The following is a 15647-nucleotide window of genomic DNA, read 5'->3' as shown; positions in this document are numbered from 1 at the left end:
CGACTAGGCTTTATCTATTGCGCTATTATCTGGTCTAGTCATCGCCCATTTCATCTGAAAATTAGAGGTAGGCTCATTGAAAACAAACTATCACGGTGGGAAGTATCTCAGATGGAACAATAGAGTGCTTGAGGTAGACGATAGCGATGGTGTGTGGAAGCACTATAAACATAGCCTATTCGCTACTGCTAAGGAGGTTAGAGCATGAAATTTAGTTTATTTACCCAAGTTCGTTTAATTGAAGATTTACCTGAATATGGTTTAAGTCAGAGTGATTTGGGTACTATTGTTGAACATTATTCCAATCCTGAAGGAGAAGATGGTTATAGTTTAGAGGGGTTAATTCCTCTAAATACGGTAGAAGTGTCTGAATCTCAAATAACGTTTACAAAAAGCTAGTTGAGTGTTGTCGCACTGCCCAGCTTGAATTCAGTAAACGTTCTACCTATCGCTTCCCGCCTTGATTATCTCCACCGTAGAGTTTTACCAGTTCTGTTACGGTACGGAGAAAAACGAACTCGTAGGGCTTGATCTCGCCCAGAGCTACGCCGTAAGCAAAGGGCTAATCTCAATAATGCAAAGCTAGAAAAGAGCCAGTAACCTTGCGGATACTGGCTCTTTGATCATAGTATGTCCTCCTCATCTTAGCTTATTAGGGTAGATTGTGTCAAGCTAATAATGTTGGGGATTCATGACACTAGGGCCTAGCCCATACGTAACATTGCCTCTCTATCAAGTTTACCATCTAATCTATTGACCCAGAGACTATTATCGTCACTGGGTCTTGTTGTGACTGTTACTGTATTACCATTTTGCTCGGCGCTGGTCTCCTGAGATATTAGTGCTATATGGCCCCGCCGTGTTGCCTCCTCTGCTATCTCCTTGAGCTCGGGGCTGAAGTTACCGTTATTGCTTATAATGACTCGAGATTGAGTAGCGGGTGCAGGCCCGCCTACTGCCTTACTGACGGCTACGGCTAGACGGGCCACCTCTGCACTATAAGGAGTAGCTGACTGGGCTAGCTTATTCATAGTGTCTGATACAGTAGCGCGAATAGCCGCCATGTTGTTCTTATACTGGCCTAGCATCTGCTGCCTAGCGTATACTTTTATGGAGCCCCAATCACTACTGGCCCGCGCTGACTTGACCCAGCTGGTCTGTCCGAATATCTCTACGTTGAAGAGACGGGCCCGTCGTGCTATCTCTCTCTCTGTGAATGGGTCTAGTAGCTGTATGTTACTATCCCCTCCATCAGGTGTCGGTAACAGCATAGCTGCCGTCCTACTACCAGCAGAGTCCTTGCTAGCTTCGGCCCATCTATCCGCGTTGTACTGGAAGGCCCGCCCCGGCATAGCTAGTGTCATGCCGCCTGGCCCTTGTTTATAACGCGCTAGTAGATAATCTGTTGGCGTGACAAACATGTTCAGCCCTGTTATCTTACCCATGCCCTCTACTGCGGCGCTACTACCACGAGCCAACGTCTCGTGTACACCTGGGACAGCAGATATGGCTGTTCCTCCTAGGAAGCCCCCCAGGCCTGATTTAGCTATTAGACTCCAGCCCGCGCCTTTGAACCAGCTTGCAGCCGCCCCGACTAGTGACATTACACCTAGTGCCATACCTATACCTGATGTAATGACGCCCTTGACCTGATCATTACCTAGTGATAGAACACCGGGTATCTTATCTCCTATTATGTCGCCTATAGCTCTATCTACGCCGGCCCAGAATCTCTCACTAGCTTGACTGAAGTCCTGCCAGGCATCGCCCTTGGTGACTGCCTCTAGGTGTTTATAGCCCCACGCAAATAGTCCTGTTGCTATACCTACGCCTATTGCTACCACCCCTATTGCCGCTATTAGAGGGGCGCCCATAACTGCTGCGCCTATAGCTCCTATTGCTTTAGCAGCCACTAGACCTGTGACTATACCAGTTATGGAGTTACGCACTGTCATACCAGCATGCTCCTCAAGTAGCTGTTTCTCTGCCTCAGTGTATAACTCATCTCGTTGAGATCGGCCGAGTCTTATGAATGCGCTACCCACATCTAGACTCTCTATGCCACCCCAGGCTGTCATAATGCCGCCGCCTAATGCCTGAAGCGATCCCCGTGCGCTGAGCCGCGCCTTAAAAAATGGGTAGACCTTTATCTCTGAAGGATCGGCTATGGGGGCCTTACCGCTATCCCAGTGGAATATACGCTTCCATTGAGGTGCCTTCTTCCGCTCTATATCTATAATACCGCCTTGCTTATTGGCCCAGTCCTCTACTCTCTGATTGCGACTACGCAATACTTCTATATCAGTAGTGGCCCCAGCCATTATCAGCGCCTTCTCCTTGATATCCTTGAATAGGAAGCCTAGTTCATTTAGTACGCTAGCGCTTATGATGCGTATCTGTTCGTCTGATGTCAGACCACGGAAGCGCGATGATATCATGAAGGCATCGCCAGGGCCGGGGTTAAGAGATATCTTACGTATAACCTCGCGCTCTATCGTCTCCTTGATGACCTCGCGTATACGACGTCTTAGGAATGAGTCAGCATCTCCATACTGTATCTTGAATGTCTCCTCGTTTAATCCTAATAGTGAGTAGGCCTTCTGTGAGAAGGGGGCGGGCCCGTTATTAATTGATATATCGCTATCTAGTAGGTTTAGTATCTTAGTTAGGAAGCTATCGGACCCGCGGCTTATAGTATCATCTAAACTATCTACTAATCTACGTACTAGATCATCCCTATCAGTTATATTGCGTACAGTGCTCTCGTTTATAATAGGGGCATCGTATACGCGTGCCATTAGGGTATCCATCTCGTCATTTGCGGCCATACTCATGAAACTATTGAGGAAATAACCTATTCTCCTCCCTACCTCTCCGCCCATGCCATCAGGTGGACTAGCGTGTAGCGTATAAGTGAAGCGGCCGCGCTTCACCTCATACTTCATACGGTTCTCTCCTAGGGGACTCTTAGCCTGAGGTGCCGTTATAATAAAGTATTCCGCCCTCTCACCGGCCCATAGAACACGTAGCTCAGTCATAACGTTATCTATGGCTCGTGCCTGCTTCCCTCCCTCTAGTACGCCAAATAAACTCATCATCGCGCCTATCGCGCCCGCAATCATAGTGGCCGCAACGCCCCCAGCTAGACTCGTCATAATGGGTGTGTTGATTAGTGGTACCTTACCCCAGAAGTTAACTAAGAAGGACCCCATCATCCCCAGGATATTGCTCTCCTCTGTCCTCATTGATGTAGGCGCGCCCATCTCCAGCCAGTCTCCATCTGCAGCATATATATCTACCCGTCTACCTCCTGTACGCCGTTCCGACGAGTACTTAATGAAGTTCTCGTATTGTACGAAGTTGAGGGGGTTAGCCACTCTGGATGCCAGGCCAGGGAATGCAGTTTCTGCTAACAGTCGCATGTCTCCCTTACTCAACGATGCAATTAGCGTGTCTAGATATGACTTGGGTTTCTTACTATCCCGGGGATTCATACTATCAGGATTACCTAGATTAGTCATCTCAGATACTAGTGACTCGGGCCGCTGATATGCGAAGTTGCGTATTACCTGCAGGCGACTACTCAACGCTATGTTCATCAACGGATCCGCTCTATAGAGGGCCAGGCTGGCTCTATTGAGTGGGCTAGTTACGCGCCGGCGGTTCTTATCAGTCAGTGGGTCTAATCGCGCTGTTAGACTGACTACGCTGATGGCCATAAACTTGCGCTGATCCTCTGATAGGTTATTCATCGAGGCATCAGTTATATTAGCCTTACGGTAGTCGCGCGCGTATAGCTGGCCCATGGCCCCTGCCTTGACCATCTTGAACATATAGGCTGGCGCTGTAGAATATACTGCCGTACTGATGTCCTGGTTAGTAGACTGTAGCTGCATGTAGAAGGTCTGCCGCGAGCCTAGCTCTCCCTCTCGCACACTAGTACCAAATACTAGGACACTCATGAATGGGTTACTGGCATTTAGCACAAAGCTGCTGCGTAGGTTATCTATTGCAGTACTCATACGCCCTACGCTGCTCTCTATGGGGTTAATTAAGCGCACGCCGCGCTTACGCTTATAGGCGCCATCTGCCATTACAATCAGAGGCTCTAGGGGATCTGGTGCCACAGCTATATCCCGTCGTGTGACTAGACGGAATGCATTAGACACGAACTCCAGCGGCGTGCCATCCATAGCGTTATAGAAGCCCGCTGTTGCTTCCTCCTGATTACCTGAGCCAGATAATACAGCACCTACACTTAATAGAAGAGCAGTAGCGGCTATGTTCACGACGCCTAGTGCCGCTGCAGAACGCAATAGTCTATTACCGCCGGGCCCCAGTATTCTGGCGTTTCTATACTTGAGGTAGTCCCGGCTATCTACTAGGGTGCGTAGGTTCTCACCGTAATTTGTTAGTCTATAGTTACCTGCCTCGTCTATAATGTCTCGTACCTGGAAGTTAGACGGGCGCCGGCCGTGTTCATTCATAGCATTATGGTATACTCTGCCATGAACTGTCTTCAGGTGTTCATCTAGTAAATCAAAGCTATGATAGCCCCGTCGATTATTACGGTAGTCTGATAGGTAGGTCTCTACAGTATTGAAGTCAGACCGTATGTCTCTCTCAAGAGAGGCTAGACGTAGCTTACGCCACATACCTAGTGGGTTCAGTGGGTGCATCTTACCTACCTTGGCCCTCATTCTACTATACCGCTCTATAGTAGCGCCTGGGTCTAGCCCGAGGTCTGCTAGTTCTACTACTGCCATAGCGTTCACGCCGGCATAGAGCCCTACTGTAGCTAGTCGAGTCATGACATTGTCGTCCATACCCTCACTTATGTTCCACCCAGTCTTAGTCTGGAATAGGGCCGCTATAGTGCCGAGAAGTAATGGCATGCGATAGGCCCGCCATCTGCGTAGACCCGTATGCATACCGCGGCTTATCCTAATATCCTCCATACCTGTTACTCTCGCTACACGAGATTGTAGCAACGCTACCTTCCTACGCCATGGATCGTGCTTCATAGCGAAGGAATATGCAAAGGCCAGAGAAGTACCTACAAGTAGAGAACTTGTTAGAGGACTCGTGCCCGTTAGTCCAAATAGTACGCCTAGTACGGGGGGTACAATAAAGTTACTCAGAGCTATGACCTTAGCTAGTCTTCTATCTAGCTTGTCGAATCCTTGTAGTGCCCCGTAACTAAACCCCGCCATTGTGTCTATTACCTTACCTGAGTAATGCCAGAAGGAACCAACCGCAGTTCGTGCACCTGCTATGGGTATATTCATGGCCCGGCCGCCCCAGTCATCTACTAGTGCTGCTAAGTTAGTCATCTTATTGCTGAGATCCTTCGCACCCGCACCTATCGTAGGATCGCGTAGTATCTTAGAGCGCGCGTACTCTGGTAACAGAGCAGATAGACTAACTAGACCCGCCGTTAACGATACTGCTAATGATACATTACCAGCGCTCTGTATGTAATTGATAACGTTATCCTTCTCCTGGTTATATATAAAGGCCTCAGCAAAGGGCTTATTAGCGTCAAAGGCCAAGGGGGCTGACACGCTCATAGAGATACCCAGTACAGGTGCTGATTGTACCCCCATACTATAACTGTATACGCCCTTATCCATCTCAGAACCACGGCGCCGTGACTCCGCTATGAAGAACTGTATGTAGGACGTGGGGGCCTGACTCGCGTAGACCTCTATAGTTTTGGCCCGTCGACTTATAGCTGCTACTGGTGTGTGGGCACTAATACGTCCTGCTACGAATGCAGACCATGCCTCTAGAGTCCTCTCAGTTCTATTGCCAACTAGCGTGCCTGTATTGACCCTATTGAGTACTGATTGTTTCCATGCCTGGAGACTACCTACTGTTGCGTAGTTCTCGTCTAGTACCTGCCCCTCTTGTCCTGTTATATGGTTGAAGGTATTCATTATAAAGTTACCTACACCAGTTATGATGCGGGGGGCCCATAGTAGCGCTGCTGTAGTTAGACCCCACGTCATGAATCTATTACCCTTCTTGACTAGAGTGCCTCGCTTCAGTACTCCTTCCGCCTCTGCGGATATTAGACGACTCATACCACTGGCATACAACTCATCGCTGAGACTATACCGATTAATAGCCATACTGCCGAATACCTCACTACCTACATAACCCCCGGCTACTGCTAATGCTGTATAGGCGGCCCCCATGACGGGCCCTTCGAGCATTAGATTGCGGTTATTGTAGCGCACCTCCTCTACGTCGACAGTACCGAACTGTAGGTTAATAGAACGCAGGAAACTAGGCCCACTGGCATCTAGTATATTAGCTAGGCCAGTCTGTACATTCATAAGAGCCAATACAGAGGCACCTATAATACCCTTATTGCGGAAGAACGATGAGGTCAGGAAGCGACTATTACGCCCTGATATTAATCTGAATAGATCCTCTTGAGCTGCCGTGGCCCCCGCTGCCCGTTGTACTGCCTGCTGATAGTGAGGACTACTCTGTATGGCCTGATTGTATACTATCAGCTGATCTACAAACTTAGCAACTAACTGGCGCTGTTCCAGAGTTTGTATATTACCTATCTGACGACTACCTTGTCCGTTAATGCCTACCTCCCATGTCAGTAGGTTTTCTACTAACATCTGTCTCTCTAACTTCATGAGTTCCTTATACTCTGCAGCTAGATTAGTAGTTGCTATGGGCCCTATACCCATAAATAAGTTATTGCCCTGGAGGCGCGCCTTAGTAGAACGCATCACTCCCCCCAGCATAGCGCCTCCTCGCATGAGGAGACCCTTCATACCGCTAGTGTTATTCTCGCTACTACTGACTATGTAGTTGAGGCTCTGGCTTCCAGTACCTAAGATTCTATGGAAGGATTCTGCCATCTCACTGAAGCTGAATACCTCTGCCATACTCACAAAGGAGCGGCTGTCTTCCTTACCCACCCCCCATCCCCAGCGCCAGGGTGCAGCAGGTAGACTAGCCCCTACCTCGTCAATTAGTATTGCTAGTTCTCGTTGTCTCTCAAAGCCTATGTTAGTGGCCCTGAGCGACACTAGGAATGGCTCCATCTCACGCGAGACTGGGTTATACCTCTCTTCAAAAGTGGTCTCTAGACCAATAGGACGCCGCAATGAATCATGGAAGGCATCCGCAGAGCGCCTTAACTTAATGTCCTCTGCACTCCCTCTCTCATAGGGATTCATGACATCTAGTATGAAGGGCTTAGTTATATACTCGAAGAAGGTGGCCCCCCTCTCTCTATAAAATAGGTTATTGAGGGCAGGCAGTGTATTTATACGATTAGTGTAATAGTTGTCGAGGGTGCCTCCGCTAAGCCCCTGAACTTCCTGCATGTATTTAGCTAACTCGAAATTATCGACGGGGGCAATGTCTAGTATAGGTAAGTGCTGAGGATATCTTTTTCCTGTTGTCTTCTGTACAGCGCTATCGATAGTGCCCTGGACCATCGACTTATTTAGTTCTGCAGTTATGTAACCTAGTGGTATACCTACACTGAAGTATAGCCCCATACTGGCCGCTGTAGTCATTACAAAGCTACTAGCAAATGTAAGCGCATTCTCGTATACACCAGCCACCGGTACCATACTATCGCGCGTCTCGTCGTAGTCGAAGAACGTACCGTAGTATGTCAGTGTTCTATCTAGTACTGCACCGAAGGCCCCCGCTATACTAGGTAGAACCCCCACCTCATCCTTATATAGCCTGCCGAAGCCGGCCATGATAGTGTATTCATTAATGAGAGAGCCTAGGCCTGGCGATAATAGAGCTCTATCGTAATCGCGGACCTGGTCTGGCACAGCACTGGGGGCCCCACTTAGCGCAGCGCGCGCTAAGTAGTTCTGTGTGGCTATGCCCGGCCTATTGGTATAAGACTCTAATGATTCTCTCCAGTCTAGGTGTCCGCTTACTCGAGCGCGGGCTGCGTTATTGATAGCCACCTCATAGAAATGAGAGGCCCCCAGGAAGCTGGGTAGCTGAGATATAGTAGTACCAGTAGTAGCACGTATAAATGACTTATTGGTATACCCCATCTGCGTCATCTCTATATCGGAGACGTTGAACTTATTATCAGACAGTAACATGCCCTTATAATACGCGAAGGCAGCGGGGTCATCCTCGCTAGTCAACCGTATCATGATCTCCCTATTGTGCTGAGCACTGAAGCGTCGAGTGCCCATATAAAGTACATCGGTGCCCTTCTCGTCTATATTCTCAAATAGGTGTTTATTATAATGAGTACCTACGTTAGAGCCCACTATAACGCCGGCCTGCTGCAGACGATTACGTATACTGGAATCTACCTGACCACTAGTAGCCATTAATATTGGTATGTCGGACGCCCGTTCTACTATAGTGTTCTCGAAGCTCTCTAGTATGGAGTAGTGAGTCCTATCTAAATTATTATCTCGACTGATGATATTTCCATCATCATCTCTTGCTTGAGCTAGGCTCCAGCTTGCTGGGCTCAGCACTATGCCATTAGCCCTCTGTGCGTCGCGGGTCATGGCTAATATAGCCTCTGACTCGCCTAAGATGAATCTATTGCGAGAAGTATCTAGCTCCCTGCCATCTGCTAGGGAACGCATATAAGTGCGGAGTTCAGTAACAAACTTAGGGTTACTAGTTTCGTAGAATACATCCTTTTTATCAGACTTAAGGCCTATGTCAAGAAGACTACTATTAGTATTCCTGAGCATTACGCCAGCGCCCATGAGTAGGGGAGCGGCTATAGCCCCTACTATACCTAGTCGTGGGGCCCTGCCTGATATTATAGCGCCGGCCCCTGCGATACCTGATACTACCGCTCCTACCTCGAGGGCATTAGTTCCGTACTCGGTTATATAAGGAGCCGTGTGTACTCTACCTACATCAGTACCGTCCTCTCTGGTGATCAACTCGAGCTTAGAGTGCATCAGTGTAGTACCCTGGCCCTTATTAGCAGTATAGGGTATGACATTTAGATTATTAGATGCTGCCTTTAATGCCTGTGACTCTCTCTTAGATATAGTCATGTCGACTACGACGGTACCACCTACCTCATCGTATAAATCCACCTCATTAGTAAATATAGCCTCTGCCATTTTTATATATGGCTTCATGCTCTGATAGAATTCATCTTGCCTCTCTTGGCCTATTGCCCTGAAGCTCTCTTTATTAAAAGTATCGTGTAATAACTCTAGGGTAAAATCTGAGTGGAACCTATTGTGCGAGAACAAGGCCGCCTCTAGACTATTCGGGCGCGCATCTCTTAGAAAACGCTGAGTCTCACTGAGAGATGACACGCCGAATCGGCTAGAGTAGCCCTCTAGTAAACCAATACCAGCCGATGGGTATTTACCCGCCGCCTCTATTTGTTTTAGTAGATCCGATTCCACTGTTCACTGACCTCTATATTATCTGTATAGGAGACCTCTACCGGCACTACCGGTGTATCGTATTCTACTACTACGGGATCATTATTAGGTAATTGTATCTCTGCCGTGAAGCGCTCTGCTCGGCTAGTGCTCTGGTCCTTGACGGTGTAATCTACATTAGCGCCCAGTGTATTTTTAACAACGATGCCTGCTAGTATATCGGGGTAATCGAATAAACTAATTATATTGTTTATTGGTGTTACCTCTATACGCTCGCGGCCGGTAGACATACCTATCCACCAGTATCGTGTGTCTACTAATGACTCCTGATAGTCCTGGACTACGCGCCCTGGTACCTTAGATTGTTGCTTCCATCTCCAGATCTCTATCCTATACGCATTCTCTAGTCTGAATGCCTCGCTGGCTCGCGGTGTGCTGTACTGGGGGTAGGCTAGCGGTATATACTCTGGCTCGCAGGGGGCCAGCAATAAACGTAGGGGTATAGTCGACTGGAGATGTATTCTCTGACTGGTGCTAGGCGTGACCCCACGAAGAGAACGCGGCGGCGTGATATACAGGTAGTATCGCCACGAGCTGAATAATTCCTGGAACTTAAATACAACTGGAGATAATTTCATTATGGTTATGGCGCGCCTGGGGACAGCTTTTAATACATCATGGATGAGGTGAGCTTATCTATTGTGGACATGACATTCGTATTAGATTGAGGGCCGCCGCTTACGCGCTGCTAGTAGTAACCCCTTACCGCGAGCTGTAGTTAGTTCTCTATTCTTCTTGAGTGTCTTGCTACTGATACTCTTGATGCCACTAGAGCTCATACTGAATCCCATGAGAGTACTGTCCTCCTTAACGCAGTTGAATACAGCGTTGACTACAGCATCTATTATGTCCTTACCACTGGCTCGCTCGTTGTGAGTTATCTTACCACTAGCCAGTTGTAATATACCGCCCATCTCGGCCATCAGACTATGCGTCCAGATACTATCGCGAGGTAGTATCAGTCGCCCCTCATTGAGTAGTTGTCGCGTTAGGTTATAGTAACTCAGCTGCGCTGTATTAGTGGTACTCATCTCAGTAGAGCGTATACCGTGAGCGTGTAGTCGCTGTATAGTGGACTGAGATTGGTATGAGTCAAATGAGCAGAGATTAATATTGCGGGCCTGACATATCTGCACTAACTTCTCCTCTATATCTAGGTAGGAGACTATACGCTGTATACCCCTCCCACTATCATCTCTATCACTATAGGGCTTCCACACTAATAGACCATCTACTATGACGCCCCATCTACCATCCTCTAGCTTAGTGCTCCTTACGAAGGCAATAGCGGCACTATCCTTCTTGAGCCCGTAGTCTACGTGTAGATAGGAACGGCCTTCACTGAGTCTCTCTAGTCTATTTATCTGCAGTGATACGTAATAGCGTGTATCATCCCCATTGGCTATATTCAGTGGTATAGAGCGCGCATCCAGACAAGAGAGACCCTTAACTGCCTCCTCTATATACTCCTTCTGGAAGAAGGAGCCGTGCCTACTAGAGCGCATGCCCTCATACTCCAGAGCTGCTGTCACGGGATCGCGTATGTAGTCCTCACTATTCTTGAGGCTATACTCACTGACCTCTGGTCGTAAATTGATGTCCCAGGTGCGTAGACGAAATGCCACCATGCGCGCATCGCGCGTCGCTACCTTATAGAGATTCTGTATGTAGTCCCCCTCACCCCAAGCAGAACTGATGGCTATCTTCTTACCTTTATCGCCGAAGGTACTCAGCCCCTTAGCTACGTTACTCCATATATCATCTGCCTTCGATTCCCCTAGCTCGTTATACTCAAAGCGGGCCGCCTCATCTAGAACCAACATCTTGAGAGAATAACCTACTAGGGACTGCGAGTTAGTGTGTTTAGCGTAGATGGCTATATTCTTAGTCGGGCAACGTATCTCCTGCGTGAGTATCTCTATCTGACCACTGTTCACTAGCCCCTTGAAGTACGCGCTCTGGCTAGCGTAGCCCCTGATTGCGCCGAATAGCGTCTCATTGACCTGGGCCCCGCTTCGCGCTATAACGAATATGGCTATAGGGGATCCACTCAGGAGACCATAGTGCTTAGCTGGGTTATCCAGGTTGATAAGACAATAGAATTCATAGAGCACGCATATACTTGCTAGTACGCTCTTACCTCCTCGTCGCCCGCACTCTAGTACCATATTGACGTAAGAGCGGTCTGGTACCCAGGTAGTTACATCTTGCTCAGCCCATCGTTGTAGTATAGCTAGCTCATCCCCTGCTAGGGGCTCATTATAGAGAGCGCGCAGTATAGCTCTCTGAGGCGGGAATAATGTATCGCCGGGGGCCAGTAGATACTGCTCTGCAAATTCAACTATACCTATAACGTGACCAGTCCTAACCTGAGCTAAACCTTCATACGCTAACTCATCGAATAGTTCTATTGGATCCAGCTTACGTTTACGCGCCAAGTGTCACCTCCATATACATATTCTTAGTCTCTGTGTATTCTGTTATGTCTATGTTAGATTGTATGGCCTTGACTAAATTAGGATCCTCATTTATAGCAACATAGAATACGTCACCTTGGGGTATCATGTGTATTGCTGCAGGGCCCGATATTGTGTTTACTGGTAGTGATGGATTCAGATATATAGATGATATGGTACTCATAATATAGGGGCCCGCGTCTATCTCTAGCTCTATGTACTCGTCTGGTATTGGTACCTCTAAGCGGGGGGGCGATTCTATATAGCGTAGTGTCCAGGGCACAGTTGAATTGAAGCGGATAGTTGCTACCGTTGTATTCTGCGGGACCTCTAATTGTACCTCTTGATCTAGACTATTGTCTCGAGAGAATGCAGTGTAGATTATAATAGTACTAGAGCTGCCTGACCGTAGTATGTATGCGCTTATACTGCCCTCCTCCTTAGTAGAGAGGATGGCTCTCTGCAGTGGTTCTAGACCCCAGCTATCTAATTCTGAGTGCATGATAAAATTACCCCTACTATCTATCATGTCGTAGGGAGCGGGCACTCTAACAGAGTGTATATCCCTATTGAGAACTACAACGGGGTAATCAGTACTACTGAGTAATTGTATTATCCACCAATCTAATAGTGGCAGAGCCCCTAATAGTGCAGGGGCCCGTGTTCTAATTAATGACTCGAGGTTAATCACAATGAATAATGAGTTTAGACAGCAATGCTTTAGTAGTATGCCCCCCACTACGTGGTTAATAGCAGGCACCGCGCATGTACTTGACTATATATTTGAAAGACTATAGCACGGCTCGTGTAGTAATTGACACTATGCTTAGTATTGAGGTGGTGGAATTTTATTATATGCGAATGAATAAGACTAGCAGTCGAGGAGGCCATAGAACTATACCCTGCTGGCCTCTCTACTAAGTCGCAGCTATAGGGGTCATGTCTGCTAGTTGAGCTGTAAATTGATAGTGTAATTGTATACTGCAGGTGGTGTTACCGAGAGTGGTGCGCTAACTACGGTTTCTATGTGCACTACAGTACCCACGTTACTGCCGCGGTTATTACCATTAGCTGGACTGGCACCAGTTAGGTTAGCCCCCCGTACTACCAGTGCATGAGTGAAGGGCCCTATCGGCCCCCCTGATGGCGTGAATGTAGCAGTAGCAACCAAACTAGCAGTGGGTGCTGTACGCGTTGGGATAGTGATGATTGGGGTAGTGACGATGAATCTACTACAACCACTAATCTCCCAGAGGGCTGCTTCAGCCATAGTGATATTCAGGCGGGCATCTATCTCAGTGGGGGTTAATACAGTACCTATACCTAGCTCGGGCCGATTGATTAGAATGACTACTAGATTAGTATTAATCTGAGATAGTAGGAAGGAGTATAGTGCTCTTGTGTACATGTTAAGGTAATGTTATGTTTAGGCGGCTCTCTACAGTGCCGTCGATGATTCTATACACTATATCATCATCGAGGGGGTCATATAACTCTATATCATAAAACCATGTCTGGCGGGGCGCTGTAGTAGGTACTTGTTTAGTACGTGTGGCACCTAAATAGGGTTTAATACGTGTGTAGATCACTCCATCTATATCTACTGTAGTTAGAGGCTCAAACTCAAAGTTAGCAAATAACTCACCATCCTCTCCATCTCGTATCTGGCCCCGGCACTGTAGTGCTGTTAGGTCTCCCTGACGTAGTATAGTCAGTAGATCCCAGAGGGCCCCTCGTATAATAGCTCTATCCTTAACTAGATCTAGCTTAGTTACCATAATTTCAATGTTGCTGTTACTACCTGCTGTATAACTATGCCCTGTACAATACTATGGCTGAGGCGCACCCTATCAATTAACCACTGTTGTTTGTATAAAATACTATCTAATAATGGGGGGCTATCTAGTAGGAATAATTCCTGAGTCTGGGCTCTATATTGATATAGCGTAGTCTCCTCACCATAATTAATAGTAGACCAGCCCGTATACGTTCCTATCCAGGGTTCCTCTAACCTAGTGGGTAACTCACCTACTAGATTAGGTAGTGTACGCGTCATCTGTTCTACGCTTGGTGGACCAAGGGGATCTAGTAGATTAGTAGGTCTTAACTTACTCCACTGGAGAGTATTAGGCGGCGCTATATTACCTGATACGTGTTGATATTCATAGTAAGGCCATATCACTCGCCCAGTCCATACCCAGCCGGGTAATAGGGGGTGTATACCCTGACTACTTAACAACACCACCCTACCACTGAATATAGGTACTAGATCATCCGCTGAGGGATAGCGTAGTGTATAACCATCATCTACCATTGGTATATATGGCAGGAGATGCTTTACTAAATCTACTGGTAAGTAGATATATCGCCTATTGGCCCAGCTCTGGCCATCTATTCTTACAAATACGGCTATCTCCTGCCAGCCGCGACGGCCCCATAAATCGCCGCCCAGCCACTGGATTCCTACCCATGTATAACTCTCTGCCTCTATGACTAGTGCATCTAGGCCCTTATACTCAAATAGACCTGCCTGCGGCTGATAAGGCCGCGCGGGGTTGAGCCGCCGCTGTTCTGCTACTAGTTCTTGCCATGGTTTAATAGTACTCAATTCGGCCAATCTCCTCTTTAGCTACTAGGTAATTATCATTCTCGTATGTAGCAAGAATGAATATATTACTCCATTCTCTTATAGATAAGAAGAATATGGGTTTATAGTCACCTTCTCTATATATTACGCCTATAGATGATTGTATAGGCACAGTGCGAGCCTGCGGGGTAGACCTGCCTAACGGTATAAGCGTATTAACTGATAGACCAGAGAACATAGTAGCCGTCAGTAACCTTACATCTCTTACACTGACCCACCAGCTCTCTGGCCCATTTGCCAATACTATGCAGCCATTCTGTAAATACATGGCCCGGCTGTTTATACGAGTACCATCTATTAGATACGTCTCGTATAACTCTGCGCCTATAGTCTCATTTATTGTGTAATTTCGTATAAATCTAGTAGCAGCGCGGAGTAGACCTAGGTCACGAGCTATGGGCCCCCGCGGCGGCCGGGTATTAAACCACGTCTTATCGCCTTGTCTTACACTCTCTACTGTCTCTATTGGCATCGTTACAGTTATATTCCCTAGTCTACCTACTATCTGACGACCCCGACTAGTATAGACTGTATCTGCCTCTATCGTTGTGGCGTCTCCTATTCTATCTATGTAGAAACGACCTGAGCCCAGAGATTCCAACCATACCTCTAGGTCTATTATACTATCACTCCATCGAGATGGAACCCCAGTAGTAATCTGGAGTATTGCGCTGACTGGCGTTCTTACATCTCCTGCTGCTGTTTCTAATATGAGGTCATTATCAATTAATCTGACTGCCTCTACTATAATGCTATCTATGTATGTGACTAACGCAGTACGGCGTATGAGCTGTACCTCTGGCGCTATACCCTGTTCTAGGTACTCTATCACAGCCGCCTCTGCGTCAACAGCCCAGTTAAACGGACGTGTTAGTGTCTGCGCCACTGGGGCGTTATAGGTCGGCGTGCCATCTGGCCTAGTGTAGATAGTATTATTGCCTTGTATTATAGTCAGCACATCTCGTAGGTTAGAACGGGCGGGCCCCACTGTCACTATCTTATCAGTGATAGATAGAGTACCCGTCACCTGAGACTCTACCTTACCTACTAGATATCTCATAGTTACAGACTGACCTATGTATATCAGTAATCTCATTAGACCCT

General features: G+C 47.5%; 4 protein-coding genes. 1 reads left to right on the top strand and 3 read right to left on the bottom strand.

The features are described from left to right. Nucleotides 1-204: 204 nt before the first annotated feature. Nucleotides 205-399, top strand: coding sequence for a DUF4926 domain-containing protein (locus IM507_RS01550; protein ID WP_287636397.1), 195 nt, complete (start codon nucleotides 205-207; stop codon nucleotides 397-399). Between the two features lie 305 nt (nucleotides 400-704). On the opposite strand, the gene IM507_RS01545 is transcribed toward IM507_RS01550, so the two are convergent. The 3 genes from IM507_RS01545 to IM507_RS01535 form a co-directional block, all read right to left on the bottom strand. Beyond that, nucleotides 705-9401 carry a hypothetical protein gene (locus IM507_RS01545; protein ID WP_287636396.1) on the bottom strand — a complete coding sequence of 2899 codons (8697 nt, stop codon included), beginning with the start codon at nucleotides 9399-9401 and terminating at the stop codon, nucleotides 705-707. 698 nt (nucleotides 9402-10099) lie between these two features. Continuing rightward, complete coding sequence (locus tag IM507_RS01540) at nucleotides 10100-11878, bottom strand: hypothetical protein (RefSeq protein ID WP_287636394.1); 1779 nt, start codon at nucleotides 11876-11878, stop codon at nucleotides 10100-10102. A 2612-nt stretch (nucleotides 11879-14490) separates the two neighbouring features. Continuing rightward, nucleotides 14491-15639, bottom strand: a complete 1149-nt coding sequence (locus IM507_RS01535) for a hypothetical protein (RefSeq protein ID WP_287636392.1) — start codon at nucleotides 15637-15639, stop codon at nucleotides 14491-14493. Between the last annotated feature and the right edge of the window lie 8 nt (nucleotides 15640-15647).

Source organism: Microcystis sp. M20BS1 (assembly GCF_020245305.1).
In the GTDB taxonomy this organism is placed as follows: Bacteria; Cyanobacteriota; Cyanobacteriia; order Cyanobacteriales; family Microcystaceae; genus Microcystis; species Microcystis ichthyoblabe_A.
Note: the sequence above shows the minus strand (reverse complement) of the source record. Positions and strands in the feature narration are given on the sequence as shown.